The 16,299-nt window shown below is 64.4% G+C and carries 15 protein-coding genes; 8 read left to right on the top strand and 7 right to left on the bottom strand.

Going from position 1 to position 16,299, the window contains the following annotated elements; genetic code table 11:
• Positions 1-40 precede the first annotated feature (40 nt).
• Both ACIQUG_RS06875 and ACIQUG_RS06880 read left to right on the top strand, forming a co-directional pair.
• The gene (locus tag ACIQUG_RS06875) at positions 41-949 is read left to right on the top strand and encodes a LysR family transcriptional regulator (RefSeq protein WP_402318930.1); all 909 of its coding nucleotides are present in this window, start codon (positions 41-43) and stop codon (positions 947-949) included.
• Positions 950-1,110: 161 nt separating this feature from the next.
• Entirely contained in the window at positions 1,111-1,956 is an 846-nt protein-coding gene (locus tag ACIQUG_RS06880) for an aldo/keto reductase (RefSeq protein WP_402318933.1), read from the top strand.
• Between the two features lie 145 nt (positions 1,957-2,101).
• On the opposite strand, the gene ACIQUG_RS06885 is transcribed toward ACIQUG_RS06880, so the two are convergent.
• A complete protein-coding gene (locus ACIQUG_RS06885; RefSeq protein WP_402318936.1) occupies positions 2,102-3,082 on the bottom strand; it encodes an acyl-CoA desaturase in 981 nt (326 codons plus the stop codon).
• A 179-nt stretch (positions 3,083-3,261) separates the two neighbouring features.
• Here ACIQUG_RS06885 and ACIQUG_RS06890 point away from each other — a divergent pair, with 179 nt between their 5' ends.
• Together ACIQUG_RS06890 and ACIQUG_RS06895 are read left to right on the top strand one after the other, a co-directional pair.
• Positions 3,262-3,618 carry a metalloregulator ArsR/SmtB family transcription factor gene (locus ACIQUG_RS06890; protein ID WP_402318939.1) on the top strand — a complete coding sequence of 119 codons (357 nt, stop codon included), beginning with the start codon at positions 3,262-3,264 and terminating at the stop codon, positions 3,616-3,618.
• A gap of 71 nt (positions 3,619-3,689) precedes the next feature.
• Entirely contained in the window at positions 3,690-3,941 is a 252-nt protein-coding gene (locus tag ACIQUG_RS06895) for a hypothetical protein (RefSeq protein WP_402318942.1), read from the top strand.
• 19 nt (positions 3,942-3,960) lie between these two features.
• Here ACIQUG_RS06895 and ACIQUG_RS06900 read toward each other — a convergent pair whose 3' ends face one another.
• The 3 genes from ACIQUG_RS06900 to ACIQUG_RS06910 form a co-directional block, all read right to left on the bottom strand.
• Complete coding sequence (locus ACIQUG_RS06900) at positions 3,961-4,986, bottom strand: NADP-dependent oxidoreductase (protein WP_402318945.1); 1,026 nt, start codon at positions 4,984-4,986, stop codon at positions 3,961-3,963.
• Positions 4,987-5,364: 378 nt separating this feature from the next.
• Positions 5,365-5,937 (bottom strand): acetolactate synthase small subunit, encoded by a 573-nt coding sequence (gene ilvN / locus ACIQUG_RS06905; protein WP_402318948.1) that lies wholly within the window; start codon positions 5,935-5,937, stop codon positions 5,365-5,367.
• A 22-nt stretch (positions 5,938-5,959) separates the two neighbouring features.
• Positions 5,960-7,738, bottom strand: coding sequence for an acetolactate synthase 3 large subunit (locus ACIQUG_RS06910; RefSeq protein WP_034792684.1), 1,779 nt, complete (start codon positions 7,736-7,738; stop codon positions 5,960-5,962).
• Between the two features lie 510 nt (positions 7,739-8,248).
• Between ACIQUG_RS06910 and ACIQUG_RS06915 the strand changes: the two genes are divergently transcribed.
• Positions 8,249-9,622, top strand: a complete 1,374-nt coding sequence (locus tag ACIQUG_RS06915; RefSeq protein WP_402318953.1) for an MATE family efflux transporter — start codon at positions 8,249-8,251, stop codon at positions 9,620-9,622.
• Positions 9,623-9,667: 45 nt separating this feature from the next.
• Here the strand turns inward: ACIQUG_RS06915 and ACIQUG_RS06920 are convergent, their stop codons facing one another.
• Positions 9,668-10,036 (bottom strand): hypothetical protein, encoded by a 369-nt coding sequence (locus ACIQUG_RS06920; protein ID WP_402318956.1) that lies wholly within the window; start codon positions 10,034-10,036, stop codon positions 9,668-9,670.
• Positions 10,037-10,425: 389 nt separating this feature from the next.
• Entirely contained in the window at positions 10,426-11,037 is a 612-nt protein-coding gene (locus ACIQUG_RS06925; RefSeq protein ID WP_402318959.1) for a TetR/AcrR family transcriptional regulator, read from the bottom strand.
• Positions 11,038-11,153: 116 nt separating this feature from the next.
• Here ACIQUG_RS06925 and ACIQUG_RS06930 point away from each other — a divergent pair, with 116 nt between their 5' ends.
• Together ACIQUG_RS06930 and ACIQUG_RS06935 are read left to right on the top strand one after the other, a co-directional pair.
• The gene (locus ACIQUG_RS06930; RefSeq protein ID WP_402318962.1) at positions 11,154-11,765 is read left to right on the top strand and encodes a class I SAM-dependent methyltransferase; all 612 of its coding nucleotides are present in this window, start codon (positions 11,154-11,156) and stop codon (positions 11,763-11,765) included.
• A gap of 24 nt (positions 11,766-11,789) precedes the next feature.
• Positions 11,790-12,800 carry an NAD-dependent epimerase/dehydratase family protein gene (locus tag ACIQUG_RS06935; protein WP_402318965.1) on the top strand — a complete coding sequence of 337 codons (1,011 nt, stop codon included), beginning with the start codon at positions 11,790-11,792 and terminating at the stop codon, positions 12,798-12,800.
• 12 nt (positions 12,801-12,812) lie between these two features.
• On the opposite strand, the gene cax is transcribed toward ACIQUG_RS06935, so the two are convergent.
• Positions 12,813-13,913, bottom strand: a complete 1,101-nt coding sequence (gene cax / locus ACIQUG_RS06940) for a calcium/proton exchanger (RefSeq protein WP_402318968.1) — start codon at positions 13,911-13,913, stop codon at positions 12,813-12,815.
• 274 nt (positions 13,914-14,187) lie between these two features.
• Between cax and ACIQUG_RS06945 the strand changes: the two genes are divergently transcribed.
• Entirely contained in the window at positions 14,188-16,200 is a 2,013-nt protein-coding gene (locus ACIQUG_RS06945) for an ATP-binding protein (protein WP_402318971.1), read from the top strand.
• Positions 16,201-16,299: the final 99 nt, after the last annotated feature.

The raw sequence follows: 16,299 nt of genomic DNA on the forward strand, positions 1-16,299 counted from the left end.
AAACTGTCTGAGGGCCTCAGACAATCACAAAGAATTTCGAATGACTGTAAACTTAAACCGCCTCTCGCATTTCGTTGCCGTGGTCGAATGCGGCTCGTTTACGGCCGCCGCCGAACGGCTGGGCCTTGCCAAGGCCGCCGTCAGCCATCAGGTCGCCCAACTGGAAAAGGAGCTTGGCACCACCCTGCTCGTGCGCACCACCCGGCGACTGAGCCCGACCGCCACCGGCCAGCGCTTCTACGAGCGCTGTGCGCTGATCCTGCGCGACGCCGGCGAGGCCGTCGGCGCGGTCTCGGCCGAAACCGAGATCCCGAGCGGGACGCTGACGCTGACGGCGCCGCTCGACTATGGCGCCAAGGTCGTGACCAACGCCGTCGCGGCCTATCTCGCGGCCTATCCCGACATGCGGGTGGAGCTGAGCTTCGGCGACACCGTTCTCGACATGATCGAGAAGCGCCTCGACCTCGCCATCCGCGCCGGCTGGCTGGTCGATTCCACCGAGCGGGCAAAACGCATCGGCACCTTTCAGCAGCACCTCGTCGCGGCACCCGCCTATGCCGCCAAGCTCGGCGCCATCGCGCATCCCGGACAATTGATGGAGGCAGACTGGATCGCCAATGGCGCGCTGAAGGCGCCGCTCGAATGGACCTTCACGGATGCAGCGGGCGCCGCGACGACGATCATAGGCAAGGCGCTTGTCACCGCCGACAGCACCGATTCCGCCCATTGCTGCACTGTCGCCGGCATCGGCCTTGCCGTGCTGCCGGACTATCAGGTGCGAACCGACATCGCCGAGGGCCGGCTGGTGCGCCTGCTCGTCGATTGGTCGCTGCGCTCAGGCGGCATCCATGTCGTCTATCCGCCCTCCCATTTCCGGCCGGCGCGCGTGCGCGCCTTCGTCGAGATTCTGCAACGCATGGAGAAGGAGCGCGGGCGGCTTTCCGGATGAAGGCTCGAAAGACCGGCGGGATGCGCTAGATTGCCCGCTACCCGACTGTTTCCTGAAAGCGTTTCCGTTTTTAGGGATAGAAACTTGGTGCACGTCAAAGTGCTACATGACCTTGGCGCATCGTGAAGGGTGCGGGCAAATTCGGCCGCGAGGAGAACAGCATGCACGATCCGATCCCGACGACGACACTTCCCGATGGCCGCGCGATCCCGGTTCTCGGCCAGGGCACCTGGCGCATGGGCGACAGCGCCGCGCGCAAGGCCGACGAAGTGAAGAGCCTGCAACTCGGCCTCGATCTGGGCCTGACGCTGATCGACACGGCGGAAATGTACGGCAACGGTGCGTCCGAGCGCGTGGTCGGCGAAGCGGTACGCGACCGCCGCGACGTGGCCTTCATCGTCAGCAAGGTGCTGCCGTCCAATGCCAGCCGCATCGGCACCGAGGCCGCCTGCGAACGCAGCCTGAAACATCTCGGTCTCGACCACATCGATCTCTACCTGCTGCACTGGCGCGGCGGCTATCCGCTGGCGGAAACCGTTGCCGCCTTCGAGGCGCTGAAGAAATCCGGCAAGATCGGCGCCTGGGGCGTCTCGAACTTCGACGTCGACGACATGGAGGAGCTGCTTAGCGTACCGGACGGAAAGAACGTTGCCGTCAACCAGGTGCTCTACAACCTCTCGCGCCGCGGCATCGAGTTCGACCTTTTGCCCTGGTGCCAGAGCAAAGGCATCGCCATCATGGCCTATTCGCCGCTCGACGAAGGCCGGCTGCTGCGCAACCCCGATCTCATCCACATCGCCAAGGCGCACCAGGCGACCCCGTCACAGATCGCCCTTGCCTTCCTCAAGACCCGCCCCGGCGTGATCTCGATCCCCAAGACCGGCTCGGCCGACCGCGTCCGCGAAAACCGCGACGCGATGGACATCCACCTGACCGCCGAAGACCTCACCGCCCTCGACAACGCTTTCCCGCCACCGAAGCGCAAACGGTCTCTGGAGATGATCTGAGGGCTCTGCCCGCGGACAAGGCCGCCCGCGCGTGAGGAAGCCTATCCGGCCTGCCGGCCGGCGGGGAGAAGGAGTTTCGCTGCACTCGCACGTTCCATCGAACACCGTTGACGGCCGCCCCATGCCTGGAGGGCTGGCGCATATCTCAGCGGCAACCTCGTCCCCTCTCCCCGCCTGCGGGGAGAGGGTTAGGGGCACTGTCCGTTCTGGCGCCGTGAACGGTCGCCGGAGCGACGCGCACGAGGCCGGCGCGGCGTTGCGTATTGGACGGCAGCTTGATCGTCGAGGCCAGGCCAAGGCGTGCAAGCACGCGGATGAACCACCAGCCGAGATCAACCTGTCCGGGCTCGATGCCGAGCCGGGCGGATTCGGGAAAGGCGTGATGGTTGCCGTGATAGCTTTCGCCGAAGGTCACCAGGCCGAAACGCGGCAGGTTGTAGCCCTGCACCGCGACGCCATCGACGCGCCAGCCCTGCTCGCCACCGCGATGAGCGAAATGACCGACCAGCCAATGCCCGGTCAGCGACACTGGGACACGCACCGCCACGCCCCAGACCACCCAGGAAATGCCGCCAAAGACGAACAGTAACAGCGCCAGCGGCGCCTGCTGCAGCATCCAGGTCGCCTCAAGGAGGCGATAGAACCGATCCTGCGCGACGCGATCTTCGATGACGAAGCGCGGCGGATGATCGAGCGCCAGCACGCAGTGCATCTGCCAGAAGGCGTCCTGAAAGAACGGCCGGCGATGGGCGAAGAGATCGTGGCAGGCCGGCTGGCGCTGCGCCCAGTCGCGGATGTCATGGGCGTAGATCATGCCGAACGGCCCGGCCATGCCGACGAGCACCCCGAGATAGACGAGGATGCGCTCGATCCAGAGAGGCGCCTCGAACGAACGATGGATCAGCAACCGATGCATGCCGACCGAATGGCCGAGGCAGATCGTCAGGGCCGTGAGAGTGACGAAGACCGCAAGTGCCTCCAAGGAAAACGTCACTGGTGCGCCGACGAGCGCCACGACCGTCATGCCGCTGATCCACAGCGACTTGCTCGCAGCCCAGACAGCCTTGCCGTTCACCGGATCGCTGCCGGTTTGCGCGATCATTCGCCCTGTCGACTGGATATCCATGACACCCCCCGTAGCGACATCGTCATCCGATGCCAGGCAACACCGAAGGCTCCGGTTGAAAATAACCGGCGCAGAAGGTAATTAGGAAATAAGCTAAATATACATGTACGCGCCAAATGATAATTAGGCAATAAACTAATTATCTAGCGGCAAATGCCAGCACTGTGGAGGAGGCGACCGTGGAAGACGACAGGGCCCAGAACGCGCTCGAAGGCGACGCAGGCGGATCGGTCCAGCGTGTCTTCAACGCGCTGTCGTCGCTGCATCGACGCAAGATCCTGGCCTACCTTTCAGCATCGAGCCTGACGGCTGGCGAAATCGCCGAACGCTTCAACATGAGCAAGCCTTCTATCTCGCAGCATCTGAGTGTGCTGGAAAACGCCGGCCTGATTGCCAAGGAGAAACGCGGCCAGTTCGTTCACTACACGCTGGTGACAAACAATCTGGTCAACACGCTGAATGGTTTTGCCCAGGAGGTCTGCCCCGTCAGCCGTCCGCTCAAGCGGGAGAGCGAAGCGAAGGCGAAGAAAGACTGAAAGCAAGAGCTCAGTCTGGCGAAACGCTTGTGCATCAAACGCGGACGGCGCGACGCACGAAGGGAAAGATCTTGACCCTCGATGACATCGACAAAATCACCACCAAGGACGATTTCGCGTGTTTCGTGGAAAAACTGCGGGATCACCTGCAGCAATCTCCCGAAGAATGGGAAAACGTAACTCTTGAGAGCTTTCTCGAAGCGATGGAGGCCTGGGTCCGCGACATCGACGGGTACATCGCCAACTCCGGTGACAAGGATGCTGTCAATCCAAGCTGGAGGACCTTTGCCAAGGTCCTCCAGGCGGCAAGTATCTACGAGTAGCGCGGACAAGCGATGATCGTTATCCGCCCACGATCTCCACCACCACCTTGCCCTTGGCGCGGCCGGACTCCAGATAGGCGAAGGCTACGGCGACATCGTTCAGTGCAAACACGCGGTCGATCACCGGCCGGACCGTCCCGGCGTCGATGAGGCCGGCGAGTTCTGTTAGCTCGGGTCCGCTCGGATGCATGAAGAGGTAGCGGTAGGCAACGCCGTGCTTTCGGGCGATGGCGCGGATCTTGTAGGATGCAAACCAGAACAGCGCCCTCAGGAACAGGCCGCGGCCGAGATCCTTTCGTGCGGTTTCCGGCTCGGGCATGCCGGCGATGGACACCACCTTGCCGCCGCGCTTGACGACGCCGAAGGATTTTAGAAGCGTGTCGCCGCCCAGCAGATCGAAGGCGCCGTCCATGTCGCGCAGGCGCTCTTCGAAACGTTCCTTCGTGTAGTCGATCACCACGTCGGCGCCGAGCGCTTCGACCAGCGCACGGCCGCGCGGCGATGCGGTGGTCGTGACCTCCGCGCCCAGCCATTTCGCCAGCTGAATGGCGAAGGTGCCGACGCCGCCGGCGCCACCGGGAATGAAGATCCGGCTGCCCCGCCCCACATGAAGCTCGTCGCGCAGCGCCTGCAGGGCCGTGAGGCCGGCAAGCGGCACGCCGGCGGCCGTGTTGAAATCGATCGATGCGGGCATCTTCGCCAGGAACCGTTCGGGTACGACGGCATATTCGGCGAGAGCGCCCATGGCGCCCTTGGGCATGCGCGCAAAAACCCGGTCGCCCGGTTCAAACGACGTGACGCCCTCTCCCAGTTCCTCGACGACACCCGCAAGCTCGTTGCCCATGACGGCAGGCAAGGAGTAGCGCTGGACGACCTTCAGCATCCCGTCCCGTGTCTTGTAATCGACGGGATTGAGGCCGGCGGCATGCACCCGCACAAGCACCTCGCCGCGCGCTGCGCGTGGGCGCCGCACGTCGCGCAACTCCGCGGCATCGGAACCACGATATCTCGTCAGGACCAAGGCCTTCATCTTCGTGGAATTCATCGGGCACCTGCGATCGTGAGAGATCTTCTTCGGGATTACTCCGCGAGAAATGCCGGGCGAAGTCAACCATGGGCTTGGCGTTTGGCGGTTTCGGTCGCGACTGCGTGCACCGATGAGGCGGCCTGCCGACGTTTCGGCTGCGGCTGCCCTCATCCGGCCTGCCGGCCACCGTCTCCCCGCACACGGGGAAAAGGGCCCCGTGGCGAGCGCCTGGCCCCGGGGATGTGGGGACACCTTCGGCAGCGCCCGTAACCCTGACGGCGCAGTGGTTTTCAATCGAAGTGACCACTCAAAACGAAAAGGGCAGCCCAGCGCGAAGCGTGGGCTGCCCAATTTGAAGCGAGGCGAGGCCTTGTCGGCCCCGTCACCAAAGCAAGATCACATGCCCTGCGGGCCACGGTTCATCGCAGCGATGCCGGTGCGGCAGACTTCGATGAGGCCGAGCGGCTTCATGATGGCGATGAACTGTTCGATCTTCGACGGCTTGCCGGTGATCTCGAACACGAAGTGATCGATGTTGGCGTCGATTACCGAGGCGCGGAAGGCGTCGGCGAGACGCAGCGCCTCGACCCGATGGTCGCCCGAGCCGTGCACCTTGACGAGCGCCAGTTCGCGCTCGATCGGACGGTCGTGGCCGAGCGAGCCGGCGCGCACGGTGAGATCAACGACGCGGTGGACCGGAACCAGCCGTTCGAGCTGGTTCTTGATCTGGTCGAGCACATGCGGCGTGCCGCGGGTGACGATGGTGATGCGCGACAGGTGCGCCTCGTGTTCCGTTTCCGAAACCGTGAGGCTCTCGATGTTGTAGCCGCGTCCGGAGAACAGGCCGATGACGCGGGCAAGGACGCCCGGCTCGTTGTCGACGAGAACCGATAGCGTGTGCGTTTCGGCGACTTCGGTCTCCTTGGCGATGAAGTAGGCGGAGCCGGTCGGTTGAAGGTGTGCGTTCATGTGCGTGGTTCCTCTACCTATCTCAGACCAGCTGACGGCCCTTGGCGTCGATCGCATTGGCGACCGCTTCGTCCGTGGCTTCGTCGGGCAACAGCATCTCGTTGTGGGCCTTGCCCGAGGGGATCATCGGGAAGCAGTTGGCGAGATTGGCGACGCGGCAATCGAAGATAACCGGCGCCGGCGTGTCGATCATCTTGCGGATCGCAGCGTCGAGTTCGCTCGGCTTGTCGCAACGGATGCCGACGCCGCCATAGGCTTCCGCCAGCTTGACGAAGTCAGGCATGGCTTCCGTGTAGGAGTGCGACAGGCGGTTGCCGTGCAGCAGCTGCTGCCACTGGCGCACCATGCCCATGTATTGGTTGTTGAGGATGAAGATCTTGACCGGCAGGCCGTACTGCACCGCGCAGGACATTTCCTGGATGCACATCTGGATCGAGGCGTCGCCGGCGATGTCGACGACGAGGCTGTTCGGATGCGCGACCTGCACGCCGATCGCCGCCGGGAAGCCGTAGCCCATGGTGCCGAGGCCGCCCGAGGTCATCCAGCGGTTCGGCTGTTCGAAGCCGAAGAACTGGGCCGCCCACATCTGGTGCTGGCCAACTTCGGTGGTGATGTAGGTGTCGCGGTCCTTGCTCAGCTCATAGAGCCGCTGGATCGCATATTGCGGCATGATGACGTCGTCGTTCGGCGCATAGGCGAGCGAGTTGCGGGCGCGCCACTTGGTGATCATTTCCCACCAGTCCGAGAGACGCGCCTTGTCGGTCGACTTGGAAGCGGCCCGCCACAGGCGAACCATGTCTTCGAGAACGGTGCCGACATCGCCGAGGATCGGGACGTCGACGCGGACGTTCTTGTTGATCGACGACGGGTCGATATCGATGTGGATCTTCTTGGAGTTCGGCGAGAACGCATTGAGGCGGCCGGTGATGCGGTCGTCGAAGCGCGCGCCGATGCAGATCATGACGTCGCAATCATGCATCGCCATGTTGGCCTCGTAGGTGCCGTGCATGCCGAGCATGCCGAGCCAGGCCTTGCCGGAGGCCGGATAGGCGCCGAGGCCCATCAGCGTCGAGGTGATCGGGAAGCCGGTCAGTTCGACCAGTTCGCGCAGGAGGTGCGATGCTTCCGGACCCGAATTGATGACGCCGCCGCCGGAATAGATGATCGGCTGGCGCGCGTTGCGCATCAGTTCGACCGCTTCCTCGATCTTCTTCAGATCGCCCTGCTTCTTCGGCTGGTAGCTCTTCTGGGTCGGGACGGCAGATGGCGGCGTGTAGGTGCCGGTCGCAAACTGGACGTCCTTCGGGATATCGACGACGACAGGGCCCGGGCGGCCGGACTGGGCGACGCGGAAGGCCTCATGGATGATGCGGGCGAGATCGTTGACGTCGCGAACCAGCCAGTTGTGCTTGGTGCAAGGCCGGGTGATGCCGATCGTGTCGCATTCCTGGAAGGCGTCGGAGCCGATCAGCGAGGTCGGAACCTGGCCGGAGATGCAGACGAGCGGGATCGAATCCATCAGCGCGTCCTGCAGCGGCGTCACCGCGTTGGTGGCGCCAGGACCTGACGTGACCAGCATGACGCCGACCTTGCCGGTGGAGCGGGCGTAGCCTTCGGCCATGTGGCCGGCGCCCTGCTCGTGGCGAACGAGGATGTGCTGGATATCGTCCTGCTGGTGGATTTCGTCATAGATCGGAAGTACGGCGCCACCGGGATAGCCGAAGATATGTTCGACGCCATTGTCCTTCAGTGCCTGGAGAACGATCTCCGCGCCTGTCATCTGGTTTTCTGTACCGCTCATTGACTTGCTTCCGTCCCTTTTCCCAGTTGGGTGCTTAGCTTGTTTGAAGGCATAAAAAAAGGCCCCGTCAGGAGCCTCGTTCAGCGCATGGGTGGCTACCGCCGGATGGTTACACCATCCTGCCCATGCGCCGTCCCACCACAAGAATAACCGCATAATTTTTCATGGGCCGAGTTGATAACCACAAATGCCTAAGGCGTCAACGGCTTTTAGTTACGCGATCTGGCTTTGCCGCGGAACAATGTTGCGCGCGCCGACGGGCGTGACCGCGTGGCCGCCCCGAGAAAGCCGCGCGACTGCGGACGGCCGAAGACCATCAGGCGCCGACTTGACGGCGGTGCGGCTTGGCGCTACCTCCCTTTCCGGGCTTCAGATCCCCGCCGCTCGCAGGCTTCCGGTCTCGGTGAAATCTGACTTCTGACGATATCCTCTCGCCCCGAACGCATTTCGTGTGGCAGGCAATGCGAGCCCCTCCTCTTCCCAATCGAAATGCGAGAACAGGAGCGCGGGATGTCCAAGGACACCTCCAAGCCGAATGCCTTTCTGACAGCACCCCTCGGTGCGATCTTCCTGAAGACGGCGCTGCCGATCATCTTCGTCATGAGCATGAACGGGCTGCTGACGGTGGTCGATGCCGTCATGCTCGGCATCTATGTGGGCGCCGAAGCCGTCGGCGCCGTAACCACGGTGTTTCCGATCTTCATTCTCACGGTAGCGCTGGCCACCCTCGTCGTCAGCGGCATGGCGAGCCTGCTTGCCCGCCACCTCGGCGCCGGCCGCTTTACCGAGGCCCGCGGCATCTTCGCCGGCGCCCATATGCTGGCGCTGACGATCGCGGCAGCATTGATCGTGCTGTTCATCGCCTTTGGCGACCGCCTGGTGCTGACGCTTGCCAATGGCCCGGGATCGCTCGCCGGCATGGCCGAGCACTATATTGCGATCATCATCTTCTGCGCGCCCGTCCAGTTCCTGCTGGCGGTGCAGTCGGATGCACTTCGCTGCGAGGGGCGTGCCGGGCTGATGGCCGGCCTCAGCCTTCTGGTCTCGATCGCGAACCTCGTCCTCAACTATGTGCTGATCGCGCTCATGGACATGGGCGTAACAGGCTCCGCCACCGCCACGGTACTGGCGCAGGTCCTGGCGCTTGCGCTGATTGCCCTCTTCCGGCTGTCCGGACGCACGGAGTTGCGGCTCTCCGCCCTCCTCCGACATAATCCGCTGACGGGATGGAGCCGGATGATTGCGCTGGGCAGTCCCCAGAGCCTCGGCTTCATCGGCATGGCGCTGGTGTCGGTGACGATCATGGCGGCGTTGCAGAAGACGGCGGCCGATACCTACGACACCACGGTCGCCGCCTACGGTATCGTCACCCGCATCATGACCTTCGCCCTGTTACCGTTGCTCGGTTTGAGCCAGGCGATGCAGGCGATCGTCGGCAACAATGTCGGCGCGGGCCTAGCGGGCCGGGCAGAAAGGATGCTGCGGATTGGCATGCTTGTGGCGCTGGCCTACTGCCTCGCCATAGAAGTGCTGCTTGTCGGCTTTGCCCGGCCGATCGGCGCGGCCTTCGTCGACAACGATGCGGTCATCGCCGACGTCGCGCGGATCATGCCGGTGATGGTCGCGATGTATGTCTTCTCCGGCCCGCTGATCATGCTTGGCAGCTACTTCCAGGCAATCGGCGATGCCGGCCGGGCGGCGATCCTGGGGCTTGCCAAGCCCTATCTCTTCACCATGCCGCTGGTCGCACTCTACGCGTCGACCTTCGGCGAACCCGGCATCTGGTTCGCGACCCCGACCGCAGAGGCGCTGCTGCTTGCGGTCGCGCTACTGGTTCTGTGGCGGGCCTCGCGGCAGCGAACCGCAACGGCGCCGTCAGGCTGATCTGCGCACGACGCGCCGGCTCTCGGCGCGTCGTGGCCCCTGTCGCTAGAACCGCGAGAACCCGACAAGCGGCGGCATGATGGAGCCGCGCCCATCGCTGATGAACGGCGCGAGCCCCGCAGCCACCTCTTCGCTCGGATTGCCATAGACCTCGAGCCGCTCCACCGTGCAATGGGCGGAGACGTCGTTGATGTGCGCATCCGACATCTGCCAGTGCCGGAGCACGTCCTCGGAATTCCGGTAGAGCTGGATGCTCACCGCCTGCATCCCTTTCTCGTCGATGAAGGTCTGCACCATCAGCTGCGGCGCATGCGCTTCGACGAAGGCGATCGCGCTGCGCACAGCCTCGCAGAACGGCTCGAGATGGCCGGGCGTAATCCTCATCAGGTTTCGGAAAAGCAGTTGCTCGGTCATGCGTCCTCCCTGTCGCGCATCGTTGGCTCCCCGGGGCCGGATTCAGGCCGGGGATGGCGTTCGGGCGAACGCCGATGGAGAGGTTTGTAGGTGCTCAAGCATGGTTGAGGTCAAGCGCCGAATACCAGAGCAATATTAGAGGTCGGCCGCGTGCGCATGCACCCGGCATTAACACTTGCCGTGGCAAATTAGCTTGGCTGCATGATGCAGCTTAAAAACAAAGGCAATGAGATGCTTGACCTTTCCTTTCTCACTCCCCTCCTCCTCAGTTTCGGCGCGATCTACCTGTTCTTTCGCTGGGTCGTGTTCGATATGAACGCTCCGAAATAGTCCGCCCAAAGGCTGCCTCGCGCACGCCTGCGATCCCCTAGGGAGCGCGGAGGCGACCCCTATTCGTCGACAAGTCGCGCGACCAGATCGCCAAGCACGCGCTCGAGCGCGGCGTCGCGGTCCTTGCTCAGCGCGTCGAGCCCCACCACCTGGCGCATGATCTGGACGCCGGCGACGAGCGACATCAACAACGCCGCACGCTCGGCCGCGTCGGGGCCTGAAAGGGCTTCGGTCACGTTCTTCTGGTGATGGCTTTCCACCACCGCACGCGCGATCTCCACCGCCCGCTCGTTGGAGATCGAGCGCAGCATGATCAAGAAGCCGTCGAGCGCGGTCGCCTCCGGTTCCGTCACCTTGAGCAGCGCCTTGCTGATGCGCGCCGCCCGATCCGGTGCCGAAAGCGTCTCTGGCGTCGCGATGATCGGCCGCCTGTTGGCGGTCGAAAGCACTTCGGCAAAGAGCCCCTCCTTCGACCCGAAATAGCGGTTGATCAGCATCGCCGTCACCCCGGCCCCTTCGGCGATTTCGCGCACGCCGGCGCCCTCATAGCCCGACGCGATGAAGGCGGCCCGTGCGGAATCCAGAATGGCGGCGCGCGTGGCGGCCGCGTCGCGGCGGCGCCCGTCCTTTTCCGCAGACGGCTTTTCGGCGGACGGATTTTCGGCAGACATCGCTTCCCCTTAGTATACATGTGTAGACATTCGCATGAATCGGAAGTATACGGATGTAGACATGCTGCCGCAACGCACCGCGCCGCAGAGCCTTCATTTCATCCACGGAGCCCCACGTGACAAGCATTTGCGCCTACAGCGACAGTCTCAATTTCTTCCGCTCCTGGCTGTCAGATCCCCTGCGTGTCGCCTCCGTCACGCCCTCTTCCCGGTCGCTTGCCCGGCTGATCACGCGCGAGATCGACCCTCGCCATGGCCCGGTGCTCGAACTTGGCCCTGGCACCGGCGTCTTTACCCGCGCCCTGATCGCGCGCGGCGTACGCGAGCAGGACCTCGTCCTCGTCGAAAGCGGCCCGGACTTCGCCGCCGTGCTCAAGAACCGTTTCCCGGCCTCCACCATTCTTGCGATCGATGCGGCGCGGCTCGCCGAAGGCCGGCCCGAGATTTCGGCCGGCATCGGCGCTGCCGTCAGCGGCCTGCCGCTGCTTTCCATGCCCACACGCAAGGTTATCGCAATCCTCTCCGGTATCTTCCTGCACATGCGGCCGGGGGGCCATCTCTACCAGTTCACCTACGGTCCGCGCTGCCCGATCCCGCGGCCGCTGCTCGACCGGCTCGGCCTTCGCGCCCGGCACGTCGGCGGCACCATCAGAAACTTCCCGCCCGCCTCCGTCTACCGGATCAGCCGGCGCCAGCCCTTCGCGGCCATGCGCAGGACCTGCGACTGACGCAACGAAAGAAGATGAAAACCGATGAATGAATATGTTCTTGTCACCGGCGGCACCGGCTTCGTGGCCCGCTGGTGCATCGTCTCCCTGCTCGAGCGCGGCTACCACGTTCGCGCGACCTTGCGCGATATGGCAAAGGCCGAGGCCATCAGGCGCTCCGTCGCCACCGTCAGCGACGCCACCGACCGGCTGTCCTTCGCGAAAGCCGATCTGACCAGCGATGACGGCTGGGCCGAGGCTATGGTGGGCTGCACCTATGTGCTGCACGTCGCCTCGCCGCTCGGCGGCGTTTCCAGCGGCGGTCGCGACGCCTATGTTACGCCGGCGCGCGAAGGCACGCTACGGGTGCTTTCCGCCGCCGTCGATGCCGGCATCCGGCGCGTGGTGATGACTTCGGCGGCCGCCACCACCCGGCCGCCGCTGGACTCAGGCCTAACCAGCGACGAGACGCGCTGGGCCGACCCCGACGACCCGCAATTCGACAACTACCGCGTCTCCAAGATCCTAGCCGAGCGCGCCGCCTGGAAGTTCATGGCCGGCAAGGCAACGGAATTCGCCACGGTGCTGCCCGGCGCCGTCTTCGGCCCGGTGCTTTCGAGTGAAAATCTCGGCTCGGTGAAGATCATCGGCGACCTCGTCGTCGGCCGGCCGCGGTTCCTGCCGCGCCTCGGCTTCTGGGTGGTGGACGTGCGCGATCTCGCCGATCTGCACGTCACCGCCATGACTGCGCCGGAGGCTGCAGGCGAACGCTTCCTCGCTGCCGGCGACTTCCAGTGGATGGAGGATATCGCCGCCACGCTGCGGTCGGGCCTCGGCGCCGATGGCCGCAAGGTGCCGAGGCGACGCCTACCGACCGCGCTCGTGCGGCTGCTGGCCCCGCTCAGCTCCGAGTTGAAGCCGCTGGCGCCGCTGCTCGGTCGCAAGTTTGCGCTGTCTTCCGACAAGGCCCGGCGCGTGCTTGGCTTTGCACCGAGGCCGGTGAGCGCCACCATCCTCGACTGCGCCCGCAGCCTGATTGCGGCCGGCGGGCGCTGATTTCAGCCCGCCTCAGGGCTGGACCTGCGGCGGCAGCAGGAACAGCGTCATGCCAAAGATCACATAGACGGTGAGCGCCAGCACGCCCATGTACCAGGCAGACCGCCCGCCGTTGGAAAGCAGCGTCGCGGCCATGGTCGAGACCAGCATCATCACGATCGCCCCCGGCCAGAACTGCAGGTCCATCGGTTGCGGCCCGAGCACATAACTCAGGAGCACCAGCAGCGGCGCCACGAAGAGCGCAATCTGCACGGCGCTGCCGAGCGCAATGCCGACGCTGAGGTCGAGCCGGTCCTTGCGCGCCGCGGAGAAAGCCGTCGCCATCTCCGCGGCAGCACCTACCAGCGCGACGACGACGAAGCCGACAAAGGCCGGCGTCATGCCCAGTTCTTCGGCCGCCACCTGCACCGAGCTGACGAAGACTTCGCTGACGAGCGCCACAAGAACCGTCACCACCAGCAGGACGACGATGCCCACCGAAAGCGGCCAATGCGGTTCATCGCCGCCATGCTCGGATGCAGCCGAGGCGAAAAGCTCGCTGTGGGTCTTCAGCGAAAACAGCATCCACAGCCCATAGGCGATGATGAGTACGACGGAGAGACCGGCGCTCAGTTGCTGGGTGAAGGCTGCCTGCGGCTGGCCGTCGGCAGCCCCGATCAACGACGGGACGAGAACGGCGATCGTCGCCATGAACAGGAGGCTCGACAGAAACCGCGCATTGACCCGGTTGAACTCCTGCAGGTGAAACTTGAGCCCACCGAGCAGAAACGAACCGCCGAGCATGAACAGCGTGTTGGTGACGATCGCACCGGCGATCGAGGCCTTGACCAGCAGATACTGGCCGGCGGCGAGCGCCATCAGCGCGATGACAAGCTCCGTCAGGTTGCCGAGCGTCGCGTTGAGCAGTGCGCCCACCGTGTCGCCGGTGCGGGACGCGACCGCCTCCGTCGCCTGGCTCAACAGTGCGGCGAGCGGCACGATCGCCGCCACCGACAATAGGAAGAGCAGCGTATGGGCGTTCGGCCAGATATGCTCGCCGACGATGGCGATGGGCACGAAGACGATCAGCCAGAGAATGGGTGTTCGACGAAAATGATCCAGCGCATCGCTCATGGCCGTTTCCCCCTAGCCCCTTGAGCATCCGCAGTCCAAAGCGCCCTCCGGGTGCGCGAGACGAGTCGCTTGAACGCACTGCGATTATCCCGCGTTCGGCATGAGCCCGCATTGACTTTCGTCAAGTCCTGCAGCCGCGCGTTGAAAGTACGGGCCGGATTGCTCAGATCCGCTCCAGCGCAGTGAGCGCCTCTTCACGGGACCAAACGCTGCGAAACCACTTATTAAATCCCCTTGGCTAACATGAAGCGCCGTATTGCCGGGGTTTCTCGCGTTGCTGAACAATGAACTTCATTCCTCGATCCGTGCCGGAGAGCAGGATCGCCGTGACGGCCTGAAGCCTGGCAACCGTTTCCTCGGACGGGTGGTTGCCTGCAACGGCGCGCGCGCCACGATCGCCGCCATCGCTGAGAGCGGCGAGACGTCGCTGACCGAACTCTGGTCCGTCGGCCGGCTGATCTCCATTTCCGTCGGCAGGAACCGCGTGGTGGCGTTGGTCTATTCGATGCAGACAGCCTCCAGCGAATGGGGCGAAGAGGCCAACAACACCTTCCGCATCGAAGTCGAGTTGATGGGCGAGGTCCACAGGGGGCCTGACGGTCGCGAAGAGTTTTCCGCCGGCATCAGCCAATACCCCTATCTCGGCGCCATCGCCCACCGCATCCGCGCTGCCGACCTTGCGCGCATCTACGATTCCGGCCGCAACGACAGCTGCATCATCGGCAAGCTGACCCAGGACGAGAGCCTCGACGCCACGATCCACGTGCCCTCGATGCTCGCCAAACATTTCGCCATCGTCGGCACGACCGGCGTCGGCAAGTCGACCGCCGTCACGCTGCTGCTCAACAAGGCGATATCGGCCGATCCGAAGCTGCGCGTGCTGATCCTCGACCCGCACAACGAATTCGCCGCCGCCTTCCCCGACCTTGCCGTCGTCATCGACACCGATACGCTCGACCTGCCCTTCTGGTTCTTCCGGCTGGAGGAGTTCGCCGAGGTGATCTTCCGCGGCCGTCCGGCGCCGCCGGACGAACTCGACATGCTGCGCGACATCATCCCCGAGGCGAAGAAGGCCTTCCGTGGCGGTGGCGGCGACGGCATCGTGCGCCGACAGACCGAAAAGAGCTCGATCACCGCCGACACGCCGGTGCCCTACCGCATCGCCGACCTGCTCGCGCTGATCGACGAGCGCATCGGCCGGCTCGAAGGGCGCAACGACAAGCCGCATCTGCGCTCGCTCAAGGTCAAGATCGTCTCGGCGATCAACGATCCGCGCTATCATTTCATGTTCTCCTCGAACACGATCACCGACACCATCCAGGACACGATCGCCCGGGTGTTCCGCATTCCCGGCGACGGGCGGCCGATCGCCACCTTCCAGCTGGCCGGCATCCCCTCGGAAGTCGTCAACTCCGTTGCCTCAGTGCTTTGCCGCATGGCGTTTGAAATCGGTCTCTGGAGCAATGGCGGCATCCACATGCTCGTCGTCTGCGAAGAAGCGCACCGCTATGTGCCGGCCGATCCGTCGCTCGGCTTTCTGCCGACCCGCCAGGCGATCGCCCGCATCGCCAAGGAAGGCCGCAAATACGGCGTCTCGCTCGGCATCATCACCCAGCGCCCCGGCGAACTCGATCCGACGATCCTATCGCAGTGCTCGACGGTCTTTGCCATGCGCCTTGCCAACGACCGCGACCAGGACATCATCCGCTCGGCCATTCCGAACTCGTCGACCTCGACCACCAGCTTCATTTCCTCGATCGGCAACGGCGAGGCGATCGCGTTCGGTGAGGCTGTCGCCGTGCCTATGCGCATGCGGTTCTCCCGCATTGCCGAAGAGCGCCTGCCGCGCGCCCACGGGATCATCGACCGCATTGACGAGGACCATCCGCCGACCGTCGACCTGCGCGCGATCGTCAGCCGGATGCGCGCCATCAACGGGCCGGATATTTCGAACTTCCAGCAAAGCTACATCGCTGCACAGACCGCCAGCGAAGAGCAGCGCTGGGAAGCGGAACTCGGCGCCACGGCAGAAACCAAGCCGCAACAGGGCCTCAGCGAGCCGCAGGTCGAGATCGAGCCCTATCGTCCGGACATGCTTCCGCGCGCCCCTGCCCCCGTCAACCCGGAGCTGGAGCGCTTCAACCAGATCCGCCAGCAGCTCCTGAACGAGCCGCCCGCGACCGACCAACGCCGCCCGGACCCCGCGTCCGGCGAGCGCCCGCGCCAAGGCTCGCTTCGCGAAAGCCTGTTGAAGCGCCCGCTCGGCAGCATCATCCGCAAGCCATAGTTCACGTCACCGGCCGACCAGGCGGCACCGCACATTCGGCCTTGCCCGATCGCGGCACCGGCCGATAGGATAGTCATTTCAATCGCTTCGACAGCCGAA

The sequence above is a fragment of the Ensifer sp. NPDC090286 genome, from assembly GCF_044769565.1.
Classification (GTDB): domain Bacteria; phylum Pseudomonadota; class Alphaproteobacteria; order Rhizobiales; family Rhizobiaceae; genus Ensifer.